This is a genomic window from Mycobacterium decipiens, assembly GCF_963853665.1.
Classification (GTDB): domain Bacteria; phylum Actinomycetota; class Actinomycetes; order Mycobacteriales; family Mycobacteriaceae; genus Mycobacterium; species Mycobacterium decipiens.
Genome location: NZ_OY970459.1, coordinates 2,036,360 through 2,060,759, shown reverse-complemented (window position 1 = coordinate 2,060,759; position 24,400 = coordinate 2,036,360). Strand labels below are relative to the sequence as shown.

The 24,400-nt window shown below is 66.5% G+C and carries 23 protein-coding genes; 3 read left to right on the top strand and 20 right to left on the bottom strand.

What is annotated here, in order from left to right; translation table 11 throughout:
• Window positions 1–2 precede the first annotated feature (2 nt).
• The 5 genes from AADZ55_RS09425 to AADZ55_RS09405 form a co-directional block, all read right to left on the bottom strand.
• Complete coding sequence (locus AADZ55_RS09425; protein WP_085327380.1) at window positions 3–959, bottom strand: sulfotransferase domain-containing protein; 957 nt, start codon at window positions 957–959, stop codon at window positions 3–5.
• Window positions 950–1,906 (bottom strand): sulfotransferase domain-containing protein, encoded by a 957-nt coding sequence (locus AADZ55_RS09420; RefSeq protein ID WP_242670367.1) that lies wholly within the window; start codon window positions 1,904–1,906, stop codon window positions 950–952. Before AADZ55_RS09420 ends, AADZ55_RS09425 begins: the two co-directional genes overlap by 10 nt.
• A gap of 62 nt (window positions 1,907–1,968) precedes the next feature.
• Window positions 1,969–3,150, bottom strand: coding sequence for a type III polyketide synthase (locus tag AADZ55_RS09415; protein WP_085327378.1), 1,182 nt, complete (start codon window positions 3,148–3,150; stop codon window positions 1,969–1,971).
• Window positions 3,147–4,616 (bottom strand): fatty acid desaturase, encoded by a 1,470-nt coding sequence (locus tag AADZ55_RS09410; protein WP_085327377.1) that lies wholly within the window; start codon window positions 4,614–4,616, stop codon window positions 3,147–3,149. The genes AADZ55_RS09415 and AADZ55_RS09410 overlap by 4 nt, the downstream gene beginning before the upstream one ends.
• A gap of 203 nt (window positions 4,617–4,819) precedes the next feature.
• Window positions 4,820–5,653, bottom strand: a complete 834-nt coding sequence (locus AADZ55_RS09405; protein WP_085327376.1) for an LppX_LprAFG lipoprotein — start codon at window positions 5,651–5,653, stop codon at window positions 4,820–4,822.
• Window positions 5,654–5,937: 284 nt separating this feature from the next.
• On the opposite strand from AADZ55_RS09405, the gene AADZ55_RS09400 reads away from it, so the two are divergent.
• Window positions 5,938–7,143 (top strand): serine hydrolase domain-containing protein, encoded by a 1,206-nt coding sequence (locus AADZ55_RS09400; protein ID WP_085327374.1) that lies wholly within the window; start codon window positions 5,938–5,940, stop codon window positions 7,141–7,143.
• A gap of 26 nt (window positions 7,144–7,169) precedes the next feature.
• On the top strand, window positions 7,170–8,465 hold the full coding sequence (locus tag AADZ55_RS09395; RefSeq protein WP_085327373.1) for an FAD-dependent monooxygenase: 1,296 nt from the start codon (window positions 7,170–7,172) through the stop codon (window positions 8,463–8,465).
• On the opposite strand, the gene AADZ55_RS09390 is transcribed toward AADZ55_RS09395, so the two are convergent.
• Genes AADZ55_RS09390 through AADZ55_RS09370 form a run of 5 tightly spaced genes read right to left on the bottom strand, consistent with a single transcriptional unit; the run spans window position 8,422 to window position 13,861 of the window.
• Window positions 8,422–11,253, bottom strand: a complete 2,832-nt coding sequence (locus AADZ55_RS09390; protein ID WP_085327372.1) for an aminotransferase class I/II-fold pyridoxal phosphate-dependent enzyme — start codon at window positions 11,251–11,253, stop codon at window positions 8,422–8,424. The genes AADZ55_RS09395 and AADZ55_RS09390 overlap by 44 nt on opposite strands.
• A 32-nt stretch (window positions 11,254–11,285) precedes the next feature.
• Window positions 11,286–11,687, bottom strand: a complete 402-nt coding sequence (locus AADZ55_RS09385) for an antitermination protein NusB (protein ID WP_085327371.1) — start codon at window positions 11,685–11,687, stop codon at window positions 11,286–11,288.
• Window positions 11,684–12,166, bottom strand: a complete 483-nt coding sequence (nusB, locus tag AADZ55_RS09380) for a transcription antitermination factor NusB (RefSeq protein ID WP_085327370.1) — start codon at window positions 12,164–12,166, stop codon at window positions 11,684–11,686. The genes AADZ55_RS09385 and nusB overlap by 4 nt, the downstream gene beginning before the upstream one ends.
• A gap of 2 nt (window positions 12,167–12,168) precedes the next feature.
• Window positions 12,169–12,732: an elongation factor P gene (efp, locus tag AADZ55_RS09375; RefSeq protein ID WP_085327369.1), complete on the bottom strand. Its 564-nt coding sequence runs from the start codon at window positions 12,730–12,732 to the stop codon at window positions 12,169–12,171.
• 10 nt (window positions 12,733–12,742) lie between these two features.
• Window positions 12,743–13,861, bottom strand: a complete 1,119-nt coding sequence (locus AADZ55_RS09370) for a M24 family metallopeptidase (RefSeq protein ID WP_085327368.1) — start codon at window positions 13,859–13,861, stop codon at window positions 12,743–12,745.
• A 33-nt stretch (window positions 13,862–13,894) separates the two neighbouring features.
• Between AADZ55_RS09370 and AADZ55_RS09365 the strand changes: the two genes are divergently transcribed.
• Complete coding sequence (locus tag AADZ55_RS09365) at window positions 13,895–14,584, top strand: B-4DMT family transporter (RefSeq protein WP_085327367.1); 690 nt, start codon at window positions 13,895–13,897, stop codon at window positions 14,582–14,584.
• Between the two features lie 3 nt (window positions 14,585–14,587).
• Here AADZ55_RS09365 and aroQ read toward each other — a convergent pair whose 3' ends face one another.
• From aroQ to AADZ55_RS09315, 10 genes are all read right to left on the bottom strand, one after another.
• On the bottom strand, window positions 14,588–15,028 hold the full coding sequence (aroQ, locus tag AADZ55_RS09360; RefSeq protein ID WP_085327383.1) for a type II 3-dehydroquinate dehydratase: 441 nt from the start codon (window positions 15,026–15,028) through the stop codon (window positions 14,588–14,590).
• A gap of 26 nt (window positions 15,029–15,054) precedes the next feature.
• A complete protein-coding gene (aroB, locus tag AADZ55_RS09355; RefSeq protein WP_085327366.1) occupies window positions 15,055–16,143 on the bottom strand; it encodes a 3-dehydroquinate synthase in 1,089 nt (362 codons plus the stop codon).
• Window positions 16,140–16,670: a shikimate kinase gene (locus AADZ55_RS09350; protein ID WP_085327365.1), complete on the bottom strand. Its 531-nt coding sequence runs from the start codon at window positions 16,668–16,670 to the stop codon at window positions 16,140–16,142. Before AADZ55_RS09350 ends, aroB begins: the two co-directional genes overlap by 4 nt.
• An 11-nt stretch (window positions 16,671–16,681) precedes the next feature.
• Window positions 16,682–17,887, bottom strand: a complete 1,206-nt coding sequence (gene aroC, locus AADZ55_RS09345; RefSeq protein ID WP_085327382.1) for a chorismate synthase — start codon at window positions 17,885–17,887, stop codon at window positions 16,682–16,684.
• A 53-nt stretch (window positions 17,888–17,940) separates the two neighbouring features.
• Window positions 17,941–18,360 carry an A24 family peptidase gene (locus AADZ55_RS09340; protein ID WP_085327364.1) on the bottom strand — a complete coding sequence of 140 codons (420 nt, stop codon included), beginning with the start codon at window positions 18,358–18,360 and terminating at the stop codon, window positions 17,941–17,943.
• Between the two features lie 11 nt (window positions 18,361–18,371).
• Complete coding sequence (locus tag AADZ55_RS09335) at window positions 18,372–19,280, bottom strand: shikimate dehydrogenase (protein ID WP_085327363.1); 909 nt, start codon at window positions 19,278–19,280, stop codon at window positions 18,372–18,374.
• The gene (locus AADZ55_RS09330; protein WP_085327381.1) at window positions 19,255–20,508 is read right to left on the bottom strand and encodes an endolytic transglycosylase MltG; all 1,254 of its coding nucleotides are present in this window, start codon (window positions 20,506–20,508) and stop codon (window positions 19,255–19,257) included. The genes AADZ55_RS09335 and AADZ55_RS09330 overlap by 26 nt, the downstream gene beginning before the upstream one ends.
• Entirely contained in the window at window positions 20,501–21,025 is a 525-nt protein-coding gene (gene ruvX / locus AADZ55_RS09325) for a Holliday junction resolvase RuvX (protein WP_085327362.1), read from the bottom strand. Before ruvX ends, AADZ55_RS09330 begins: the two co-directional genes overlap by 8 nt.
• Window positions 21,026–23,737, bottom strand: coding sequence for an alanine--tRNA ligase (gene alaS, locus AADZ55_RS09320; protein WP_085327361.1), 2,712 nt, complete (start codon window positions 23,735–23,737; stop codon window positions 21,026–21,028). It lies immediately after the preceding gene.
• Window positions 23,738–23,873: 136 nt separating this feature from the next.
• Entirely contained in the window at window positions 23,874–24,275 is a 402-nt protein-coding gene (locus tag AADZ55_RS09315) for a secondary thiamine-phosphate synthase enzyme YjbQ (protein ID WP_085327360.1), read from the bottom strand.
• Window positions 24,276–24,400 lie beyond the last annotated feature (125 nt).

Sequence of the window (24,400 nt, the reverse complement as noted above, 5' to 3'; positions counted from 1 at the left end):
CCTCAGTTGGCTGGGTCGCAGCCCTGGCGGCCCTCGTGTGCCCAGGCCAGCAGATCCGGTGGGGCCAGCTCGTTGATGCGGTGGTAGTAGCGCCGATACACGTGCTCGTTGAAGTATTGCTGCCATTCGCCGCTGCCGCCGGCCCGGAAGAAGCGCTCGTTGCTGCGCCAAATGCCTTCGGTGGATTCGGGGGCGAGAGCTGCGGCGTGTTCGCGCATGGAATCGAGTGTGGCGTGCTGCGCCAGTTCCTCGGCGCGATCGCGACCGAGATCAAGACCGAGTGTCGCAGCGAGGCGGACGAGCTCACCCGCGAGGTCCGCCCGGTAGTCGGCGTAGTGGAACATCGCCACGTTGGGCCGCTGGCGCCGGGACCAGACCGTATTGAAGTGATGGAGGATGTTGGACAGCGAGCCCATGTGCTTCGCCGGGGGCAGGGGCCCCGTCCCCTCCGGCGGCACGCTTGGCCGCTCGGGCGGCATGATCGGTCCCTCCATCCAGGCCCGGAACGCCTGACCCGGGCTGGGGTCGCAGTGGGCATCCGGCCGGGTCCCCATCCGGTCGAGGCTGGTGTGGTTCATGTTGTCCCACTGGAACAGTTCCGACATGGCAGCATCGCGCGGATCGCGGCCCACGCCAAGGTAGATGACGCGGTCGTCGAGCACGAGGCCGTCCAGCGGCGTATGCGTCTTGATGAACCGACGGTGGTCCTGGGCGTTGAGGGTGGCCACGACCTCTTCGATCGGTCGGACGGTCCTATCGAGCCACGGCGACACCACCGACAGGGGCGCCGGCAAATCGGGCCCGTTGAAGATGAGCAGCGACACCAGCCGCTGAGTCAATGTCACGCCGCACTTCGACGGCGCGGAGATGACGACGTCCCCCTCCCGCAATTCCAGCGCGTCCCAACGTTGGTTGTCGCTGATCCACGAGCGATACACGGCTCGGCTGGTCACCGCCATGAGTTGCCCCTGTCCACGGCAGTGTCGTTGCCGCTACGGCCCGCGTGCGCCCAGGCGAGGAACTCCGGCCCACCCAGCTGACCAGCCAACTCGGCTGCGCGCTCGGAATAGCGCCGATGCTCGGCCTCGGTGAAGATTTGTCGCCACTGTCCGCGGCCACCGACCCGGAAGAATGGGTCGTCGCTACGCTGCTGGTGCCTCGGCCGAACGCCGGGAGTGGCCCTGGGGGCGAGTTCTCGGGCGTGAGCGCGCATGGCGTCAAGAGTGGCGTGCTCGGCGAGTTCCTCGCCACGATCTCGCCCCAGAGCGATTCCGAGGACCGCGGCGAGACGGACCAGCTCGCCCACGAGGTCCGCCTGGTAGTCGGCGTAGTGGAACACCGCCACGTTGGGCTGGTGGCGCCGGGACCAGACCGAGTTGAAGTGGTGCAGGATGGTGGCCAGCGACGCTATCCCCTCAGTGGCTGCGATCGGCCCCTCTATCCAGGTTCGGAGGACGTCGAGCGGGCCGAACTCGCCGCCAAAGTCGCGGCGAATGGGGGGGAAGGGCTCGCCGGGCGGCCCAGCGGCCTCACGCAGGGCCCGCATCCGGTCATGGTCCATCAGCATCGAAACTGCGGCATCGCGCGGATCGCGGCCCACTCCGATATAGGTGACGCGATCATCGGGCAAGAGGCCGTCCAGTGGCGTGTGGGTTTTGATGAACCGTCGGTGGTTCTGGGCGCCGAGCGCTGCGACAACCATTTCGACCGGTTGGGCGGTCAGGTCGAGCCACGGTGATACCAGCGGCAACGGACCCGGCAGGTCCGGCCCATCGAAAACGAGCAAGGAAATCAGCCGCTGTGTCCAGGTGGTGCCGCACTTCGGTGGCGCGGAGATGATAATGTCGCCGGCTCGCAATTCCAGCGCGTCCCAACGCAGGTTGTCGCTCATCCACGAGCGGTACATGACCCGATCGCCGGGACTACGCCCTTCGTCCGCAACAAAAGACACGACAATTGCTCCTGTATTCATCGCCGGATGATGTCGAACAGCATGCCTTCGACGGTGACCCCCGGCGCGAACGCGAACGCCACCCCCGTCGAGATGCCTTTCGCCGACTCCGCCTGCTGCACCATCGTTTCCAGCACAAAGATCAGCGATACGCTGAGCATGTTGCCGAACCGGCCGAGTATGTCCCAGCTCTGCGCCGCCAGCTCCGCGGAGATCCCCAGCGAGCGCACCGACTGTTCGATGATCTTGGGGCCACCCGGATGGATCGCCCAGAGATCGATATCAGACTTTTGTAATCCGTTGTCCCATAACATCTCTGTGACCACCGGCGCGACGCCACTGTAGATGTAGTCCGGAAGATTCTCGGACAGCTCGCACGTGATGCCGTTGTGATTGACGCCAAGCACGATGCCGTCTTCGGCGTCGTCGAGCAGCTGGCTGAAACTGTTGCGGATAACCACCTTGCCTGGCTCGAGCTTCTCCTGAACCTGGCTGGCGCCGATCACCAACGCTGCACACCCGTCGCCAAACAAGCTGTGAATGACGACGTCGTTGATGTCATCGGCGAAAACAGCGTTCACCGAGCATAATTCGATACACACCACCAGTGCCTTCATAGCCGGGTGGGCACGAACATAGTTGGTGGCAGTGCGGATGGCATTCATCGCCGCGGCGCATCCCATGAAGTTGACCACAACGCGTGATATCGACCGGGACAGCCCCAGCTCTTTGACAATCGCGACATCCACGCCCGGCGCGATGAATCCGGTGCTGGTGACGAACACCAGCAGCCCGATCTCGTCCACCCGGTGCTCAACGCCGGCCAGGGCCCGCCTGCTCGCCTGCACCGCGAGCGGAACACCATGCTCGTAGAACAGGTTCATCCGATCCCGGATCGTTCCCGGACGTTGGCGGAGCCCATCGAAGCCGGCGTCGAGCGGGTCAACCGCCATGCGGCGCGTGGTGATCCGCGTCTTTTGATACACCCGCGGAATCCGTTCCCGCTGAACCGGATCAACGAAGAGGTCGGCAACACGGTCGGCGACGTCGGACTGGTTGATCACCCGACGCGGTGCCTCCGTCGCAATGCCTTCAATCACCGCCACCGTAGTCGGCGGAGCCGGCGGCAATTGGGCAAGGTCAACCTCGTGCCCCTCGTCGGCCCGGCGCCGCGCGCCGCCCTCAGCTGAGCTGTTCATACCGACCCGATTCCCACGAACCCCGCAAGCATGTAGCTGGCGCTGGCCTTCCAGGCCGCGGGCGAGCAGTGCTCGCGGACAAAGCCCCAATTGCGCTCGTCGGCTTGGCGCGACGGCGACAACAGATACGTCCGGCACAGCTTGGGCAGCCGATCGGTGACGAAACTCTTTGCGGGAAGCCACTCGACACCGAATTTCGCGGCTTCCTCGCGCAAGACGTCCTCGGTGACGATGTTAGCGAACCCGCTGCGCTGAAACGGCAGCACGTGATGGACGCGGTGTGAACTCAGGCCGGCCGACAGGAAGCAGTCGACGTAGCGATTCCCGATCACCATAAGGTCATTGGCGTGCTCGAGTTGATCTATGCCCCAGTCTTCGCCGTTGCCGGCGCTATCCTCGGTATCGTCCTCGAACTCATGGCTCGCGACCACCAAGAAAGTGCTGACCCACAGTGTCACCACAAATTGTAGTGCCCAGGCCCAAAAGTCGCCGGCGAGCGCGAAGATCAGCAACTCACCCACCAGGAGTAGGCGCGCTCCGGACGATCCGAGGAAGTGCGGAAGCGCGCCGCGCCAGCTTCCGTAGGCCTCCTGCACGCCTACCTTGCGGGTGATCCTCCAGACGTCCGCGATCCGGATCGCCATACCGCTGAACATGTGGCCGAACTTGTGAATCGTATGTACGGGAACGCGATACAACCGCGGGAGTCGCATCATCATCGTGAACACGTTCTTCTTGATGTCCACGTCACTCTGGGTATACGGGTGGTGCAGCAGTGTGTGTCCATCGGCGGTGACCAAGGACAAAGCCACGTAGTTCAGATCGAACGCGTTGTCAAGAACCCGGTTGAAGCCCCGCTGCGCGCGGTGCAGTGCGTAATGACCGAACCCGGCCAGGGAACTGCGCAGCAGTACCATCGCAATCACGAAGGCCCACAGCGGCATCCATCGCGGTTCGACCAACCGCACACCCTGAACTGCGAAATAGGCAACGGCCAGTACCGCAACGACAATGTCGAAGAGTTTGTCCATGCGCTTGATCCGCGCGGCCAGCGCCGGCTCGGCCAGCCGCGCTTTGACCCGGTGCAGCAGATCATTGGGGTCGTCGAAACGATACTGCGGGGTATCCCGCCAGCTGTTGAAATCGTCTTTGAACAGAAATGCCGGTGCATTGTGCTTGGGGTGGACGTCCTTAGGTGTTGCGTCACGGCCCAACGCATACCGCCGCTGCAGGATTCGCTCCACGATCGCCGGATCGCGATGGTAGGACTTGACGATGGCGGTGATGTCGCGGTTCTTGGTCCGCCCAATGAAGAAGGCGCCGCCGGGATGCTTGGCAATCCAGTCACTCAGGTCGTACGCCCGCCCGTTGTAAACCCACACGTCTGACATCGGTGGCCCACCCGGAGGAGGAGCGGGGCGTGGACCGGCGGCACGCTCCCGGACTTCAGGGAGGTCATTCGTCATTCGTATTCCTCCAGGTCTTCCTCGGGCGGGATCGGTTGCTAGCCGTTGCGTTCGGCTAGATCCCAATGCTGGAGTCGTGGGCTTGGCGAATTCTCAAAGGATTCTTCGCCCCGCGGACAGGAACCGGCCCGGCCGGCAGCCGATCGACCAGCTATACGGCTGGACCGGGCCGGTTCCCAATCCGGAGTTCACGCTCGCGCCTACTACCCCGCCGGGTTCGGGATGGTGACTGGCGCACCCCAATTGGACAGCGCGATGTCGACGTCGCCCTGATCTTTGTTGATGACCATCCGCACCAGGTTCGCGGCGGGCGGCGGCGTCGGCGCCGAATCCTTGACGTCAACAATCCACAAAGTGATCGGGAGGGTGCCCCCGCCCTTGCCCAACTGAGGCACGACCGGATCGATCACCGAAGCGTCGATGGCTCCGGACACCTTAACGGTCGCCAGACCGTTGACCGTTTCACGCCCCTGGATCGTCGGGTTCTGCACCTGTGCGACAACCGCACCCAACCCCCGGTCCTTGTCGAGGATGATGCCCGGGTCATAGATCTTCACTGCGGGGCCCACGGAGACGTAGCTGCCGCCCTCCTTGGTGTACATGGTCTTGTTCGTGACCAGGAACTCGGTGGCGACCGCCGGGGTGTCCGGCTTCATCCTGACCTTGGCGTTGCCCACCGCCTGGCCGTTGCCCTGCGGCTGGTTGGTCACGTCGGCATCGACGCTCTCAAACGGGAGATTCGAGAGGTTAGTCACGGTCACCGCCACGTGAACGGAACGCAGCGCCTTGGTCGCCTTGGAGCTGTCCTGCAGAATCTGCTGGGCTTCCGGCGACGGCGATCCGGATGCCACAGTCGCCGGAGAGGTCGCCGGTGACCCGGGAGTCGGAGAGGTCCCCATTGTCGATTTTTTCCCGCACCCCGTAACGATCGCTGCGAAAAGCGTCGCCGCGATCAGGATCGCGACAGCCCCGAGTGTCGAGGGTCGACGGGAAGACCGTCGGTGGGAGATGTGGGCTTGTGAGATCGAGCCATTCATGGCCAGCCTTTGCTGAGTTGTCCAACCGGTTCAATTGAGCGGCATGAACGGAGCCCCTGAATCCAGCCCCCGTCCATGGTTGCGGGTCTCGGTGACTTCTTACCCGCACCCTGGTTCACCAGCAGCGACACCGTCGTCACAAGCATGCCGCTGCGCTCGCAGCATGTTCCCCAGATCACATTTGCCGGAGAGCGCGACAGTAACACGCGGCCGCTGCACGGGAACACGTTTCGCATAACTAGCGGTCCGCCAAGCCGCGCCGGCCGGACAGTACCCTAGACCTGGTGAATCTCGACGGCAATCAGGCGTCCATCCGCGAGGTATGCGACGCCGGCCTACTCTCCGGCGCGCTGACCATGGTTTGGCAGCGCGGAAAATTGTTGCAAGTCAACGAGATCGGCTATCGAGATGTGCACGCGGGCCTGCCGATGCAACGGGACACACTGTTTCGTATCGCATCGATGACCAAGCCGGTCACGGTGGCGGCGGCGATGAGCCTCCTCGACGAGGGCAGGCTTTCGTTGCGTGACCCGATTACACGCTGGGCACCGGAACTGGCCGATGTGGCGGTGCTGGACGACCCCGCCGGCCCGCTGGACCGGACGCATCGCGCGCGACGAGCCGTATTGGTCGAGGATCTGCTCACCCACACCAGCGGCCTGGCCTACGGTTTCTCGGTGTCCGGGCCGATTTCGCGGGCCTATCAGCGACTGCCGTTCGGCCAGGGTCCCGACGCGTGGCTCGCCGAACTTGCCACCCTCCCGCTGGTGCACCAACCGGGCGACCGGGTGACCTACAGCCAGGCCATCGACGTGCTGGGCATCATCGTGTCCCGCATCGAGGACAAGCCGTTTTACCAGGTCCTCGACGAGCGGGTGCTAGGTCCGGCAGGCATGGTCGACACCGGCTTCTTCGTCTCGGCGGACGCACGGCGGCGGGCCGCCACGATGTACCGGCTCGACGAGGATGGCCGGTTACGGCACGACGTGATGGGGCCGCCCCATGTCACACCACCGTCGTTCTGCAATGCCGGCGGCGGGTTGTGGTCGACCGCCGATGACTACCTGCGGTTCGTGCGGATGCTGCTGGGCGACGGCACGGTCGACGGTGTCCGCGTGTTGTCACCTGAGTCGGTGCGCCTGATGCGCACCGACCGGCTGACCGACGAGCAGAAGCGGCACAATTTCCTGGGGGCGCCGTTCTGGGTCGGCCGCGGCTTCGGACTGAACCTGTCGGTGGTGACCGATCCGGCGAAGTCCACGCCGCTGTACGGGCCGGGCGGGCTGGGAACGTTCAGTTGGCCCGGCGCGTATGGGACATGGTGGCAGGCCGACCCGAGCGCCGACCTGATACTGCTGTATCTCATTCAGCATTGCCCCGATCTGTCCGTGGACGCGACCGCGGCGGTCGCGGGAAACCCGTCGCTGGCGAAACTGCGGACCGCACAACCAAAGTTCATCCGGCGCACCTATCGCGCGCTGAACCCCTAGCCATGGCCGTGTCATAGGCTGCGGCCATGGCAAAACCCATGGTCCTGATCAGCGGCGCGGGAATCGCCGGCCCTGCCCTTGCGTTCTGGCTCAGCCGCAGCGGATACCACGTGGTGATTGTCGAGCTCGCCGATGGCATCCGGGCGGGCGGCCAAACCGTCGATCTGCGTGGCGCGGGACGGGCGGTCGTCGAGCGGATGGGGTTGATCGATCAGATGCGTGAGCGCAGCCTCGACCAACGCGGTGCCGCCTGGGTCAAGTCCGACGGACGGCGCCGGGCCGAGATGCCGGTGGAGGCCTTCCACGGCAACGGGGTGATCAGCAAGCTCGAGATCTTGCGCGGTGACCTGGCCGACGTGCTCTACCAGGCCACCGCCGCAGCCGCCGACTACCGGTTCAGCACCCGGATCACCGAGCTGAGGCAGTCGGATGACCCCTCATCCAAGCCAATGGTGGCGACGCTGTCGGACGGCACGACGGTGTGCGCCGACTTGGTCGTCGGGGCCGACGGCCCGCATTCGACGGTGCGACGGCTGGTCTTCGGGCCCGAGGAGAAATTCGTCCGGCCGCTGGGCGGCTACCACGCCTGGTTCACCGCACCCGACACCGTCGGCGTGGACGGCTGGTATCTCATGTATCAGGCGCCGGGTGGGCTGAACGCATCGCTGCGCCCGTCGCACGATCCGGGGACCGCCAAGGCGGGGCTCGCGTTCCGCTCCGAGCCGCTCAGCTACGACCGCGGTGACCTCGACGCCCAACGCGATCTGCTGGCCGCCCGCTTCACCGGTGCCGGTTGGCACAGCGATGCGCTGGTCGCCGCCGCACGTGCGGCCGACGACTTCTACTTCGACGCGTTCGCCCAGGTCCACATGGATACCTGGTCGTGCGGACGCGTCACGTTGGTCGGGGACGCCGGCTACTGCGCCTCGCCACTGAGCGGCATGGGCACCAGTTTGGCGCTGGTCGGTGCATACGTGTTGGCCGGTGAGCTGGGTGCCGCCGACGACGACGGCCGCATCGGCGCGGAGCCGCTGGCGGCCGCCCTGGACCGCTACCAGTCGGTGATGCGCCCCTACGTCGACAGATGCCAGACGCTGCCCAACGGCATCGACACCTACGTGCCGAAATCCGCTTCCGACATCCGCATCAACGCCCTGTTCATGAAGTACATGCAGCGCTGGCCGTTTCGGCCGATCGCCGAGCGAAAATGGTTCACCATCGCCGAGTCCGTCGACCTGCCCGACTATCCGGCTTCGCGGTCGGCGTCGAGCAGTGCCCTCACGCGTCCTCGGAAACCACCTGCGCGGCGCTGTCGCCGTTGACGCCCGCCACATCCCGCGACACCTCGAAGGCCGGCAACTCAGCACCCGCCGCCGCAACCGCGTTGCGCGCCGCCTCCATTCGCGCCAGGGCGGCCTCGGTGAACACCGACAAGCCGAGATCGTGGTTGTATCCGTGGATTTCTTTGACGTCGAGCTGGGCCAGGAAGTAGATGATTTCCTTGGAGACCACCTGACCCGGCACCAGCACCGGGAAGCCGGGCGGGTAGGGCACCACGAAGGTGGTAGACACCAGGGTCTTCCCCTCGGCCAGTCGTCGCCCGGCCGTACCGATCAGCACATACTCGCGGTCGGATTCGTCGTAGCCGGCGTAGAAAGCCGACCGCATGTCGCCGAAGGAGCTGGCGTCTTCGGGGCGGAAGGCGATGTCGAACTCGCTGAAGTCGGGCAAGTGCGGCAGATCCTGGGTGATCTCCTCGACGTGGCGCCGGTGCAAGGCCAGATCGGCCGCGCTTGCCCCCTTCTGGCTCCGGTCGAAATCGGTGGCCACCCGGCGCAGCACATCAAGCAGATAGTGGACGCTCGACCAGGTGACACCGATCGTGAAGATCAACAACACGCTGTTGATTGACGTCTTGTTGATCTGAATGCCGAATCGCTCCATCAGAATCTTCTCGCGGAAGTCGTATCCGTTCATTCCGGTCGCCCCGATAAACAGGGTGACTCGGGTCGGATCGAGCACGAACTGATCGGATCGCCACGCCTCGTTCCACTCGGCCAGGGCCCCCTGCCTGACCTGACGGTACGAGCTGACCGTGGGGGACCGATACTCATCGGGCACCAGGTCGGACTCGTCCAGGATGCGGAACCACTTGCTGATCAGCCGGTCCTTGCGGACCCGGTGGCGGAAGACCAGCGCCATGTTGTACGCATGCCGGACCAGCTCGAACCCTTCGATGTCAACCTGCCGCCGGGCCAAGTCCAACGAGGCCAGAAGTTGCTGGTTGGGCGAGGTCGAGGTGTGGGTCAAAAACGCCTCACCGAACGAGTCGCGGGTGAGTGCTTTGAAATCCTGGTCGCGCACGTGGATCATCGACGCTTGCCGAAGCGCGGACAGCGACTTGTGGGTCGAATGCGTCGCATACACCCGGACCCGAGCGCGGTTGGGATCGGGCAGCAGCCGCTTGTCAACCCACTCGGAGCGGTCCACGCCGTCCATCGACGCACACCAATCCCGGTATTCCTCAGCGTAATCCGCAGCCGACAGCATCTGCTCGAGTCGCTCGGCGGCAATCATCGCGGTCCGCTGCCGGGCCCACGGCACCGCGGTCGCAAACGCGTACCACGCCTCGTCCCACAAAAAGCAGATGTCCGGCTTGATCGCCAGCACCTCCTCCATCACCCGGCGCGGGTTGTACACCACACCGTCGAAGGTGCAGTTGGTGAGCAGCAGCATGCGCACCCGGTGCAGCTGTCCGGCAGCCTCGAGGTCCAGCAGCGCCTGCTTGACCGTGCGCAACGGCACCGCACCGTAAATCGCGTAGTCCGGCAGCGGATAAGCGTCGAGATACATCGGGTACGCGCCGGCAAGTACCAGGCCGTAGTGGTGCGACTTGTGACAGTTGCGGTCGATGAGAACGATGTCGCCGGGGCGGGTCAGGGCCTGTACGACGATCTTGTTCGCGGTCGATGTTCCGTTGGTGACGAAGTAGGTCTGATTGGCGTTCCAGGTCAGTGCGGCCTTGTCCATCGCCGTCTTGATGTTGCCGTGCGGGTCCAGCAGCGAGTCCAGCCCACCGGAGGTGGTCGAGGTCTCGGCCATGAAGATGTTGCGGCCGTAGAACTCGCCCATGTCGTGCAGCGACTTGGAGTTGAAGATGCTGGCCCCCCGCGCGACGGGAAGAGCATGGAATTGGCCCACCGGCGCCGCCGCGTACGCGCGCAGGGCGTCGAAAAACGGTGTGGCAAACCGGTTCCGCAAGCCCGCGAGCACGGTGCTGTGCAGGTCGGTGACGTCGTTGAGCCGATAGAACGTGCGGTCGTAGACGTCGGGCTCGTCCTGGGTCTCCGCGGCGATCGACTCGTCGGTGAGCAGATAGAGGTCGATGTGGGGTCGCAGCTCCCGGATCCACTCGGCGCATTCCACCCAGTCGTGGGTATCGTCTGCCACCGCGTCGGCGCCGTTGCCGCCCAGCAGCGTGGTCATCACCGGCACCCGGTCGCGGGACCGCAGCGGCAGATCATGGCGGATGATCGCCGCCTGAATCTCGCCGTTCAGCGCGACCGCGGTGATGGCGTCTTCGATGCTTCCCACGACGAGCAACTCGAATTGCACATCGTCGGCCGGATTGCGCAGTTCCCGCAGGCACTCGGCCAAGCTGTCCGGAGCCGTCGCCGGGGAATCGTCGGCGAGCAGCACGGTGTAGAACTGCTGCTGTTTGGCCTGCGCAACCAGCTCCTGCTCGGCCAGGGACGCGGAGGTGTCGAACAGCGCTGTGCGGTCGCCGTATTCGGACAGCAGCCGAACGGCCAGCGACACTTCTTCGGTAAGCCGCACCGTGGAATAACTGTCCAGGTGAGCCCGGAAAGTTGCCAGATTCTGCGCCCCGGGGTACAACCAGTACCGCTCGTAGGCGACGATGCGGTCCATCAACCGCTTCACCCGGGCCACGTCGTGCGTGGTGTCAAGCCCGGCGAGGTCGACTTCCGCGAGGTGACGGCACGCGTCATCGAGCAGGTTCCAGGTGTCCATGCGCGTGTAGGACGGGTTGGCTACCGCCGCCAGCGCGGAGACATGCAATCGTCGCGGGCGGGCGCTGGTTGGATTCATGTCGTCAACTATTCTTCGGGCGGGTAGCGCCGTCAAAGCAAATCGTCGTTATCCACGATCCGCCGGTTACCCCGATTCCCGAGGGGGTTTTCCACCCACCGCAGCACCGGCAGCTGGCCAAGCTCCCAGCGACGCGCCGGCAGATCGGTGACATCGCCCAGCGATCGAACCACGGCCTGCGATAAGCCCATGATGGCAGCCATCACCGGCAGCAGCGGCTGCAGCGGTTTCGCCGCCGTGCGAACCGTACTGATGCGGCGCGCCAGGATCAGCCGTTCGATCGAGTGATACAGCCAGGCGCCGACGCCCAGCGCGTAGATCGCCAGCACCGACGAGGCGATGGCCCAGCCGTAGGCGGCGCAGACGACCGCGCCGAACACCACCGTCGCGGCCAGCCAGGCGGCGATGACGACGCGCAGTTCGAGCCGGGTCATGACGCGCCCCCTCGCACCGCCTGAGCGGCCGCGCGGATCTGCGGGGTCACCAACATGATCTGGCCCAGCACTCCGTTGACGAAGCCCGGCGAGTCGTCGGTGGACAGCTCCTTGGCCAGCTCGACGGCCTCGTCGACCGCCACCGGCTCCGGCACGTCCTCGGCGTGCAGCAGCTCCCACACAGAGACCCGCAGAATGGCGCGATCGACCGCGGGCAACCGGTCCAGCGTCCAGCCCTGTAGATGCGAGGTGATCAGGTCGTCGATGTGCGCGGCGTGTTGGCTGACGCCACGGGCCACCGTCACCGTGTAGGGATGCAGCCGGGCAACGTCCGCGGTCGCTTCGGCCAGCGCGGCACGGGCGTCGACCACCTCGGCCGGGCTCATGCCACGCGCCTCGGCCTCGAACATCAGGTCCACCGCGCGCTTGCGGGCCTGATGTCGTCCGCGAACTGGTCTGGCCGGCTTTGCGTCGCCCATGGTCAGGCGTTTACCCGGCCTAGGTAGCTACCGTCGCGCGAATCCACCTTCAGTTTGTCTCCGGTGTTGATGAACAGCGGCACGTTGATCTGCGCCCCGGTCTGAAGGGTGGCCGGCTTGGTGCCCGCGCTGGACCGGTCGCCCTGCAGGCCCGGCTCGGTGTGGGTGACCTCGAGTTCGACGCTCACCGGCAGCTCGATGTACAGCGGCGCGCCGTCGTGGAACGCCACCTGCACCGGCATGCCTTCCAGCAGAAACCGTGCGGAGTCGCCAACCAGGGCCTCCGGCAACGGGTGCTGCTCGTAGTCCTGGCTGTCCATGAACACGAAGTCGGAGCCATCGCGGTACAGGTAGGTGGTGTCGCGCCGGTCGACGGTGGCAGTCTCCACCTTCACCCCGGCGTTGTACGTCTTGTCCACGACCTTGCCGGAGAGCACGTTCTTCAGCTTGGTGCGCACGAAGGCCGGGCCCTTGCCGGGTTTGACGTGCTGGAATTCGGTGATCGTCCACAGCTGGCCGTCGATGACCAGGACCAGTCCGTTCTTGAAGTCAGCAGTGGTCGCCACGGTGAATCTCCTACAGGATGGCCAGTTCCTTGGGGAACCGGGTCAGCAATTCCGGGGTCTGCCCGGCGGTTTCAGGCATTTTCGGCGTCCCGCCAGCCACTACCAATGTGTCCTCGATGCGGACACCGCCGCGGCCGGGTAGATAGACGCCGGGCTCCACCGTCACCACGGAGCCCGCCAGTAGTGTACCGGCGGACGTCGCCCCGATTCCCGGCGCTTCATGTATCTGCAGGCCCACACCGTGTCCCAGGCCGTGGCCGAAGTGGTCGCCGTAGCCCGCCTCGGCGATCAGCTGACGCGCCGCGGCGTCCACATCGCGCAGTCCGGCACCCGGCCGCAACGCCTCCCGGCCAGCCTGTTGGGCCTGAAAGACCAGCTGATAGATCTCCAGCTGCCAGTCGGCCGCCGAGCCCAGCACGAAGGTACGGGTCATGTCGGAGTGGTACCCGGCGACCAGGGCGCCGAAGTCGATCTTGACGAAGTCGCCGGCCTGCAGCACCGCATCGGTCGGCCGATGGTGCGGGATAGCCGAATTGGCACCGGCGGCCACGATCGTCTCGAACGACACCGCGTCAGCGCCATGATCGAGCATCAGTGCCTCCAGCTCGCGGCAGACCTGCCGTTCGGTCTGGCCCGGCCGCAGGCCGCCGCGTGCCACCAGGTCGGCCAGCGCGGCGTCGGCCGCTTCGCAGGCCAGGCGCAGCAGCGCCAGCTCGCCGGCGTCTTTGACCTCGCGCAGCGCCTCCACGGTTCCGGATGCCCGCACCAACTCGGTTTTCTTGCCCCCGAGACCACCCGTCAGCGCGTCCAGGCCGTCCACCGTCACCACGTGACTCTCAAAGCCCAACTTCCCAACGCCACCCTCGGCGGCCCGGCCGGCCAGGTAGCGCCCGACTGCCCGCTCGATGGCCACCTCGAGGTCGGGTGCTTGCGCAGCGGCCTGAGTCCGGTACCGGCCGTCGGTGGCCAGCACGGCCTCGCGCTCATCGGCGAACACCAGCAACGCGCCGTTGGACCCGCTGAAACCGGATAGATATCGCACGTTTATCAGGTCGCTGACCAGCATCGCGTTCAGTCCGGCTGCGGTGAGTTGTGCTCTTAGCTTGTCTCGACGCTGGGAATGTGTCACGACTCTTGACGGTACTCGCTACGCTGAATGCCCATGACTAACTGGATGCTGCGCGGATTGGTGTTCGCCGCCGCGATGGTCGTTCTCCGCCTGTTCCAGGGGGCGTTGATCAACGCGTGGCAGGCGCTGTCCGGGCTGATCAGTGTGGCGCTACTCCTGCTCTTCGCCATCGGCGCGGTGTTATGGGGGTTGATCGACGGGCGCGCCGACGCCACGACGAACCCGGATCCGGACCGCCGCCAGGATTTGTCGATGACCTGGCTGCTGGCCGGGTTGCTGGCCGGGTTGCTCAGCGGCGGGGTGTCCTGGCTGATTTCGCTGTTCTACACGGCGATCTACACCGGGGGGGTGGTCAACGAGCTGACGACGTTCGCGGCCTTCACCGCGCTTCTGGTCTTTCTGTTCGGGATCGTCGGAGCGGCTGTGGGCCGGTGGCGAGTGGACCGGCGGTTGGCAAAGGCGCCGGTGCGACACCACGGGCTTGCCGCTCAACAGGAACGCGCCGATACCGACGTGTTCACCGCGGTCCGCGGCGACGACAGCCCGACCGGGGAGATGCCAGTCGCGCAGCCGGAGGCTCAGACCGCGACGGTGGCCACCGTCGAACGCGAGACGCCCACCGAAGTGATCCGCACGACCGAAAGCGATGCACCCACCGAGGTAATCCACACCGACACCGAGGCCGACCAAACCAAGCCCGGCGACGAGCCGAAGAAGGATTAGCCCTCAACTCCCAGCTTGCTCAGCCAGGTAGCGCATGGCGAGCAGATAGCCCTGGATCCCCAGCCCGACGATCACCCCGGTCGCGATTGGGCTGAGGTAAGAGTGGCGCCGAAACTCCTCGCGCGCATGCACATTGGAGATATGCACCTCGATCAGGGGTGCGCTCAGTTCCGCACAGGCATCACGCAGCGCCACCGATGTGTGGGTCAAGCCGCCGGCGTTGAGGATCACCGGTTCCGAAGCATCGGCCGCCTGATGAATCCAGTCCAACAGTTGGGCTTCGCTATCGCTTTGCCGTACAACAGCTTTGAGCCCGAGTTCAGCAGCCTCACGCTCGATCAGAGCGGCCAGCTCGTCGTGGGTGGTGCCGCCGTAGACGGCGGGCTCGCGCCGGCCCAACCGGCCCAGGTTGGGGCCGTTGATAACGTTCACGGTCACCGGCATGGGCATCGTCGCCGGCGCGGGCTCACTCATGCGGCACCCACCCCTGCGTAGGCGGCCACCAGCAACGATGGGTCTGGTCCCACCAACCGACCGGGCTGGGCCAGTCCGTCGAGGACGATGAAGCGAAGCACACCGGCCCGAGTTTTCTTGTCGCCGGCCATGAATTCCAGCAGCTGCGGCAATGCGTCGGCGTCGTAGCTGACGGGCAAACCAAGCGACGACAGGATAGCGCGATGGCGTTCGGCGATCGCGTCGTCGAGCCGTCCGGCAACCCTGGCGAGCTCCGCTGCGAACACCAGCCCTACCGACACGGCGGCTCCGTGCCGCCACTGGTACCGCTCCCGGCGCTCGATGGCATGGCCCAAAGTATGGCCGTAGTTGAGGATTTCACGCAGCTCGGACTCCTTCTCATCGACGGCGACGACCTCGGCCTTGACGGTGATCGCGCGCCGGATCAGCTCGGGCAGCACATCACCTTTCGGGTCCAGCGCGGCCTGCGTGTCGGCTTCGATGAGGTCCAGGATCACCGGATCGGCGATGAACCCGGCCTTGACCACTTCGGCCATCCCGCACACGATTTCGTTGTGCGGCAATGTTTCCAGCGTTGCCAGGTCGGCCAGGACGGCGAGCGGTTGATGAAACGCGCCGACCAGGTTCTTGCCGGCTTCGGTGTTGATGCCGGTCTTGCCGCCGACTGCCGCGTCGACCATCCCCAGCAGCGTGGTGGGCACGTGCACGATCGAGACGCCGCGCAGCCAGGTGGCCGCCGCAAACCCGGCGACGTCGGTGGCGGCCCCGCCGCCGAGGCTGACCAGAGCGTCTTTGCGGCCAATCCCGATGCGGCCCAACACCTCCCAGATGAATCCCACCACGGGCAGGTCCTTGCCGGCCTCGGCATCGGGTATTTCGATGCGGTGGGCGTCCAGACCCTTGCCGGCCAGGTGGCTTCGGATCGCCTCCGCGGTCTGCGCCAGGACCGGCTGGTGCAGGATGGCGACCTTGTGCCGGCCCGATAACAGTTCGTCCAGCTCGTTGAGCAGACCGGTACCGATCACCACCGGGTACGGCGGGTCGACGGCCACCTGCACGGTGACCGGTGCGCTGATATCGGTCACGTGGCGGCCTTGCTGGGAGTGGAGGCCTGCAGTCGGGACAGGATGTAACGGACCACCGCACCGGGATTGCGGCGGTTGGTGTCCACCCGAATGGTCGCAACGCGCCGGTACAGCGGCGCGCGGTTGGCCAGCAATTCCCGGTATTTTTCGGTGCGATCGGGTCCGGCCAGCAACGGACGTACGGTGGTGCCGCCGGTGCGCCGCACGCCTTCGGCGACGCCGATCTCCAAGAAGATGACCGTGTGGCCGGCCAGCGCCGCACAGACGCCGGGGCTGGTGACAGCGCCGCCGCCGAGCGACAAGACACCGTCATGCTCGGCTAACGCCGCGCGCACCACGCCCTCCTCGATGCGTCGGAACTCCTTCTCCCCGTCGGCGGCAAAGATGTCAGCGATGCTGCGTCGCATCTGCTGCTCGATTGCCGTGTCCGTGTCGAGCAAGCCGACCCCGAGCGCCTTGGACAGCCGGCGCCCGATGGTGGACTTGCCGGAGCCCGGCAGTCCCACCAACACCGCTTTGGGTGCCACTTCGCCTGCCCCTAGCCCGAAGCCCGAGCGGCCGGCGACTCGCGATCGGCGACCGCGCGCTGGTAAGCCTCGATATTGCGCCGGGTTTCGGCCAGCGAATCGCCGCCGAACTTCTCCAGCGTCGCCCGCGCCAGCACCAGCGCCACCATGGTTTCGACCACGACCCCGGCGGCCGGCACGGCGCACACATCGGAGCGCTGGTGGATGGCGACGGCCTCGTCGCCGGTCGCCATGTCGACGGTGGCCAGCGCCCGTGGGACGGTGGAGATCGGTTTCATGGCGGCGCGCACCCGCAGCGGCTGGCCGTTGGTCATGCCGCCCTCGAGCCCACCGGCCCGGTTGGTCGAGCGGACCACGCCGTCGGGCCCGGGGTACATCTCATCGTGGGCGCGGCTGCCGCGGCGGCGCGCGGTCTCGAATCCGTCGCCGATCTCCACGCCCTTGATGGCCTGGATGCCCATCACCGCCGCGGCCAGCTGGCTGTCGAGCCGGTTGTCACCGCTGGTGAAGGAGCCCAACCCGACCGGCAGGCCCAACGCCACCGCCTCCACCACGCCACCCAGGGTATCGCCGTCCTTCTTGGCCGCTTCGATCTCGGCGATCATGGATTTCTCAGCCCGCTTGTCGAATGCGCGAACGGGGCTGGCATCGATGGCGGGCAGATCGTCCGGCCGCGGCGGCGGCCCGTCGTAAGGCTCCGACGGGCCGATGGAGATCACGTGCGACAGCACCTCCACACCGAGCGCTTGTTTGAGGAACTGCCGCGCAACCGTTCCGGCGGCGACACGCGCGGCGGTCTCCCGGGCGCTGGCGCGCTCCAGCACCGGCCGCGCGTCGTCGAAACCGTACTTGAGCATGCCCGCGTAGTCGGCATGGCCCGGCCGCGGTCGGGTGAGCGGCGCGTTGCGCGCGCTACCGGCCAACTCCGCCGGGTCGACCGGGTCCGCGGCCATCACGGTTTCCCACTTCGGCCACTCGGTGTTGCCGATCTCGATGGCGATGGGCCCACCCAGGGTGCTGCCATGGCGTATCCCGGATAACACGGTCACCGCGTCGCGCTCGAACGCCATCCGCGCGCCGCGGCCATAACCCAGCCGGCGACGCGCCAATTGGTCGCCGATGTCGGTGGAATTGACTTCCACGCCGGCGACCATGCCGTCGAGCACAGCCACCAACGCGCGGCCATGGGACTCCCCCGCGGTGATCCAGCGCAACACCCGATCATCTTCCCATGGCGGCTTGCGAGCGGCCGTGCGGCAGGCGGCGCAGATCAACCCAGCAGCGCCAGCCCCGCCGCACCGGTGGTGGCCAGACACATCGATGGGCCATGCGGCACCGTGGGCGCGCCACGCAACATCGCAACCACGCCGCACACCGCCGTCAGCAACGGCGCGGCCAGCGCCGCCAGAAACCACAGCTGGACGCCGAAGCAGCCGGCCAGCCCACCCAGACCGATCGCCAGCTTGACGTCCCCGGCCCCCATCGCCGCCGGGGCCACCAGATGCACCAGCAGGTACACCCCGGCCAACGCGGCCGCGCCGGCCAGCGCCGGCCCCCCGCGGCCGGCACCAAGCCCACCGAGCAGGATCACGGCCGCGCCGGGCAGGGTAAGCCAGTTGGGGAGCCGCCGTTGCCGGACGTCGTAAACGCATAACACACCCATCCAGAGCAGCACCGCCCCCGCCAGCATGCTGGGGCACGCTAGTCCAAAGCCGCCAGCGCGCAAGTCATCGCTTCTCGCGGGGCGGGCAACCCGGTGAATTGCTCCACCTGCGCGAACGCTTGATGCAGCAGCATCTGCAGGCCGCTGACCACCCGGCCACCCGCGGCGGACACGGCCGCGGCCAGCGGTGTGGGCCACGGGTTGTAGATGGCGTCGAGCAGGACCGGGATCGCGGCGAAAGTCCCGGCGTAGCGCGATGCCACGTCCACTGGGATCGTGCTGACCAGGATCTGCGCGGCGGCGACTTCGTCGGCCAACCCGGGGTCGTCCAGGGCGCAGAACCGGGCCGCCAGGCCGACCCGAGTTCCCAGTTCCACCAGGCGGGCCGCCTTTTCCGGATTGCGCGCCACCACGGTGATGCCGGTAACGCCAAGTTCGGCCAACCCCACGACCGCCGCCGGCGCGGTGCCCCCCGACCCGCACACCAGCGCGTGTTCAGCTGCGGGTCCGGATAGTGGCCCGAGCGCCCCGGCGACCCCGTCGATGTCGGTGTTGTCGGCCCGCCAGCCACGCGGCGTACGCACCAGGGTGTTGGCCGAACCCACCTGCTCGGCGCGCGCGGTGCGCTCGTCGGCGAACCGCAGCGCGGCGAACTTGCCCGGCATGGTCACCGAGACGCCGACCCACTCCGGCCCGAACCCGCCGACCACGCCCGGCAACGCATCCGCCCCGCACTCGATGCGTTCGTAGGTCCAGTCGTGCAGGCCCAGGGCGCGGTAGGCGGCCAGGTGCAGTTGCGGCGATCGGGAATGCGCGATCGGTGAGCCGAGCACCGCGGCCCTTCTCGGGGCGCCGTTGGGCGCCTGCCTAGCGCACGCGGCCTGATTGCGTTCTTCGCCGCCGCGCTGCGCGCGGCTACGCTCATCGCGCGGAGTCGAGGACACCATTGTGCTTAGCCAGCTCGATATTCGCCAGATGTTGTTGATAGTCCCGGGTGAACAGCGTCGTGCCCTGAGCATCGATGGTGACGAAGTACAGCCAGTCACCTGGCGCGGGATGTTCGGCGGCACGCAGCGCGTCGACGCCGGGCGAACAGATCGCCGTCGCCGGCAATCCTTCCGACACGTAGGTGTTCCACGGCGTGCGCTGGGCCCGGTCGGCATCGCTGGTCGCCACCTCCCGGCGGTCCAGCGGGTAGTTGACGGTCGAGTCGAACTCCAGGGAACGGCGCTCATTCAGCCGGTTGTAGATGACCCGCGCCACCTTCGGGAAATCCTGGGTGTTGGCTTCCTGCTGCACCAGCGACGCCACCACCAGGATGTCGTAGGGCGACAGGCTCAGCGACTTTGCGGTATCCACCAACCCGGATTTCATGTACTCCACGGCGCCCGCGCTGATCAAGGTCGCCAAGATGGTTTCGGCCGATGCCGACGGATCAATGTTGAAGGTCCCCGGTGCGATCAGGCCCTCGATCCGGCGATGGTCATTGCCCAGCTCCAGCACCGGCTGAACCGCCCAGCGTGGCACCGAGAGCATCGCCGGCGTGCTCTTGCCGGCCGCCGCGCGGAGGTCGGCCACCGAGACGCAGCGTTGAGTACCGTCCAGATCGACACAGGTGGCGCGGGAGATCAGGGAGAATATGCCCGGATTCACCACGTTGGTCTTCATGTCGGTGGTGTCGTCGAGCTGCCGCCCTTCCGGGATGACGAGCCTGCCCACCCGATTGTTCGGATCGGTGAGCCGTGCGACAGCGGCGGCCGCCGGGATCTCGGTTCGCACCCGATAAAAGCCGGGTTGGATCGAGGAAATCGCGGCGTTGCCGTGCGCGGCATCGACGAATGCCCGGACGGTGGCCACCACACCGTATTTGAGCAGCGTCTCCCCCACCGCCGTGGTCGAGTCGCCGGCCTTGACCTGGATCACGATGTCGCGCCTGCCGGTACCGGAGTAGTCGTCACCGGAGCCCCACACGGAATGCCACAGCTTGGCACCGACCACGACAGCCGCCACCGCCACCGCCACGAGCGCGACCAGGGCGATTCCGCCGGCGGCGCGCCGGCGGCGCCGGAGTCGGTGGGCGTGTCGATGCTGGGCGCGGTTGCCTCGGGTCGTGCGGTGCCGGTTCGGTCCGACCGACACCGGCTGAGCACGGTGGCGGTGGCCACCGTCAGACATCGGAGCCATCTTTGGTCCTGGCCATCGCGGCGCGGCGTTCATCGAGCCAGCTCTGCAGTATTGCCACCGCGGCCGCCTGATCGATCACCGCACGCTGGTCGGCGGCCCGCACCCCGGCCTGCCGCAGCGATCGCTGCGCACTGACCGTGGTGAGCCGCTCATCGGCAAGCCGCACCGGTGTGGGAGAAACACGGCGTGCCAGCGCCTCGGCCAGTTCGATGGCGTCTTGGGCCGAGGGACCGATGCGGTCGGCCAGCGTCCGCGGCAGTCCGACGATCACCTCGACCACCTCCAGTTCGGCGACCAGGTTAGCCAGCCGGCGCAGGTGCTTGCCGGAACGGTCACGACGCACCGTTTCCACCGGGGTGGCCAAGATACCGTCCGGGTCGCTGGAAGCCACGCCGATGCGCACGGCGCCCACATCGATGCCGAGGCGCCGGCCTCGATCTAGCAAGGGTCCGGGGTGCTGCTCTGGCTCGCCGGGCCGGCCAGGCGGGCGGTGTTGTGCCGGGACCACTCAGCCGACCCGCGCTATCGCGGCGATCTCGGAGCGGACCGCATCCAGCGCGGCGTCGATACCGGTCGGATTCTTTCCCGAGCCCTGGGCCAGGTCGGCCTTACCGCCGCCCCGGCCCTCGACCGCCATGGCGAGCTGTTTGACCAGGTCGTTGGCCCGGATCCCGAGGTCCTGGGCGGCGGGATTGGCGGCGACCGCATACGGCACGGTTTGGCTATCGCCCCCAGAAGTCACCGCAATCAGCGCCACCACCGCGGGATCGCTGCCTAGCTTGCCGCGGATGTCGCCGACCAGAGACCGCAGGTCCGCCGCGGTCATCCCGCCGGACATGCGCTGCGCCACCACACGGACGTTACCGATCCGCTCGGCCCCGGCGGCAGCGTTGGTCGCGGCGGCCCGGGCGCTGGCCTGCCGGGCTCGTTCCAGTTCCTTCTCCGCAGCCTTGAGCCGCTCCACCAGATTGGCGACCCGGGCGGGCACCTCTTCGGACGGCACTTTCAGCGACGAGGCCAGCCCGGCCATCAGCGCACGCTCCTTGGCCAGGTGACGGAAGGAGTCCAGCCCGACGTAGGCCTCCACCCGGCGCACCCCGGAGCCGATAGACGATTCGCCCAGGATCGTCACGGGACCGATCTGCGCCGTGTTGCGCACGTGGGTACCCCCACACAGCTCCAGCGAGAACGGTCCGCCCATCTCCACCACCCGCACGTGGTCGGGATAGCTCTCGCCGAACAGTGCGACGGCGCCCATCGCCTTTGCCTTGTCGAGCTGTTCGGTGAACGTGTGCACTTCGAAGTCGGCTTGCACCGCCTCGTTGGTGACCTCCTCAATCTGGGTGCGCTGGTCTTCGGTCAACGGGCCCTGCCAGTTGAAGTCGAACCGCAAGTATCCTGGCCGGTTCAGCGATCCGGCCTGAACCGCGTTGGGCCCCAGCACTTGTCGCAGCGCGGCGTGCACTATGTGAGTACCCGAGTGGCCTTGGGTGGCACCCCGGCGCCATCCGGGGTCCGCCGCCGCGATGACGGTGTCGCCCTCGACGAATTCCCCGGATTCCACGTTGATTCGGTGCACCCAAAGCGTTTTGGCGATCTTCTGCACGTCGGTGACCGCGGCCCGGGCGGCTTCGCTGGGGCCGGTTCCGCTGATGGTGCCCTCATCGGCGATCTGCCCACCCGACTCGGCGTAGAGCGGAGTGCGATCGAGCACGAGTTCGACTCGACCCGCCCCATCGGTACCGTGCGCCACCACCGGAACCCGCTTGCCGTCAACGAAGATGCCCAAAATCCGGGCCTGGGAACGCAACTCGTCGAATCCGGTGAACTCGGTGGGGCCGGCGTCGACCAGCTCGCGGAAAGCGGTCAGGTCGGCATGCGCGTGCTTGCGCAGCGCGGCATCGGCTTTGGCGCGACGCCGCTGCTCGGCCATCAGCTCGCGGAACCCGATTTCGTCGACTTGCAGGCCGGTCTCCGCCGCCATCTCCAGCGTGAGCTCGATCGGGAACCCGTAGGTGTCATGCAAGGTGAAAGCGTCCGACCCAGACAGCACGGTGGCGCCGGACTTCTTGGTAGAGCTGGCCACCTCCTCGAACAGTCGGGACCCCGATGCCAGCGTGCGATTGAACGCCGTCTCCTCCGCGACCGCGATGCGGTTGATCCGCTCAAAGTCGGCGACGAGTTCAGGATATGACGGTCCCATCGCGTCGCGCACCGTGGCCATCAGATCACCGACGATTCCCGTGCCGATGCCCAGCAGCTTGGCGGAGCGGATCACCCGGCGCAGCAGTCGGCGCAGCACATAACCGCGGCCGTCGTTGCCGGGGCTGACGCCGTCACCGATCAGGATCGCAGCGGTGCGGCTGTGGTCGGCGATGATGCGATACCGCACGTCGTCCGCGTGGTCGCCGACATCGTAGCCGCGGGGTGCGCGCGCGGCGACCAAGTCGATAACCGGCCGCAGCAGGTCGGTCTCGTAGACGTTGTGCACGTCTTGCAGGACGAGCGCAACCCGCTCGACACCCATGCCGGTGTCGATGTTCTTGCGAGGCAACGGTCCGAGAATCTCGTAGTCCTCTTTGGTTGTTCCCTCGCCCCGCTCGTTCTGCATGAACACGAGGTTCCAGATCTCGAGGTAGCGATCCTCACTGACGATGGGGCCGCCTTCGGAACCGAAGTCCGGCCCGCGGTCGTAGTAGATCTCCGATGACGGGCCGCACGGTCCGGGAATTCCCATCGACCAGTAGTTGTCGGCCATGCCGCGGCGCTGGATCCGCTCCGCCGGCAGCCCGGCGACCTCCTGCCATAGCCGGACGGCTTCGTCGTCGTCGAAATAGACTGTCGTCCAAATTCTTTCCGGGTCCAGGCCGTATCCGCCGTCGGCGAGGCTGTTGGTCAGCAGTGCCCAGGCCAGTTCAATGGCCCCGCGCTTGAAATAGTCGCCGAACGAGAAATTGCCGGCCATCGCAAAGAACGTGTTGTGCCGGGTAGTGATCCCCACCTCGTCGATATCCGGAGTGCGGATGCACTTCTGGATGCTGGTGGCCGTTGGGTACGGCGGAGTGCGCGCGCCGAGAAAGTAGGGCACGAACTGAACCATCCCGGCGTTGACGAACAACAGGTTGGGGTCGTCGAGGATCACCGAGGCGCTGGGCACCTCGGCGTGGCCCGCCTTCACGAAATGATCAAGGAACCGCTTCCTGATCTCGTGTGTTTGCACTCTGCTTCTTCCTTACTCCCGCCGGCGTGGCGCTGCTTGCCTGAGGTCAATTCCCAGCCTATTCGCCGGGCTATTAGATGACTGTCCAAAGACGCATTTCGACCGAGAAGACTACCGGCCTTGCGCTCACCCTCCATCAACCTGCCAGGAAGCTCAAACGCACCGACCGCCGCGGATTGTCCCGGTTGAGGTCGACCAGAACGATGCTTTGCCAGATGCCCAGCAGCGGCTGGCCATCGGAGACCGGCACCGTCACCGACGGCGCGACCAGAGCGGGCAACAAGTGGTCGGCACCGTGACCGTAGGACCCGTGCGCGTGCCGGTAGCGGTCGTCGCGCGGCAACAACCGCTCCAGCGTATCCACGAGGTCGTCGTCGGAACCGGCGCCGCTTTCGATAATCGCAACTCCCGCCGTGGCATGCGGAACGAACACATTGCACAAGCCATCAGCATGACCATTGCCATGTGCTGCGCAGAACGCGCGCACCGCATCGGTGAGATTCACGATGCGGCGCCGCGCGGTGTCCACATCCAGCACATCGGTATTCACTCATCCAGCCTACGGGGGCGGCACACGGCTTGCTATGGACCCGCCAATCCGTTGCATGCCCAGCAGAGACGCCCCAAAAGCATTGCCACGCTCAGTCGGCCGGAGGAAAGTAT

Bases quoted from the DNA above. Each gene is read 5' to 3' on its own strand.
- nusB (WP_085327370.1), bottom strand. From the start codon at position 12,166: ATGGGCGACGCAAAGCCGGCCAGACCAGTTCGCGGACGACATCAGGCC.
- AADZ55_RS09415 (WP_085327378.1), bottom strand. From the start codon at position 3,150: ATGAACAGCTCAGCTGAGGGCGGCGCGCGGCGCCGGGCCGACGAGGGG.
- AADZ55_RS09390 (WP_085327372.1), bottom strand. From the start codon at position 11,253: ATGAATCCAACCAGCGCCCGCCCGCGACGATTGCATGTCTCCGCGCTG.
- AADZ55_RS09405 (WP_085327376.1), bottom strand. From the start codon at position 5,653: ATGAATGGCTCGATCTCACAAGCCCACATCTCCCACCGACGGTCTTCC.
- AADZ55_RS09425 (WP_085327380.1), bottom strand. From the start codon at position 959: ATGGCGGTGACCAGCCGAGCCGTGTATCGCTCGTGGATCAGCGACAAC.
- AADZ55_RS09410 (WP_085327377.1), bottom strand. From the start codon at position 4,616: ATGACGAATGACCTCCCTGAAGTCCGGGAGCGTGCCGCCGGTCCACGC.
- AADZ55_RS09420 (WP_242670367.1), bottom strand. From the start codon at position 1,906: ATGTACCGCTCGTGGATGAGCGACAACCTGCGTTGGGACGCGCTGGAA.
- AADZ55_RS09365 (WP_085327367.1), top strand. From the start codon at position 13,895: ATGACTAACTGGATGCTGCGCGGATTGGTGTTCGCCGCCGCGATGGTC.
- AADZ55_RS09335 (WP_085327363.1), bottom strand. From the start codon at position 19,280: ATGGTGTCCTCGACTCCGCGCGATGAGCGTAGCCGCGCGCAGCGCGGC.
- AADZ55_RS09340 (WP_085327364.1), bottom strand. From the start codon at position 18,360: ATGCTGGCGGGGGCGGTGCTGCTCTGGATGGGTGTGTTATGCGTTTAC.
- aroQ (WP_085327383.1), bottom strand. From the start codon at position 15,028: ATGCCGGTGACCGTGAACGTTATCAACGGCCCCAACCTGGGCCGGTTG.
- AADZ55_RS09395 (WP_085327373.1), top strand. From the start codon at position 7,170: ATGGCAAAACCCATGGTCCTGATCAGCGGCGCGGGAATCGCCGGCCCT.
- AADZ55_RS09330 (WP_085327381.1), bottom strand. From the start codon at position 20,508: ATGTCTGACGGTGGCCACCGCCACCGTGCTCAGCCGGTGTCGGTCGGA.
- AADZ55_RS09385 (WP_085327371.1), bottom strand. From the start codon at position 11,687: ATGACCCGGCTCGAACTGCGCGTCGTCATCGCCGCCTGGCTGGCCGCG.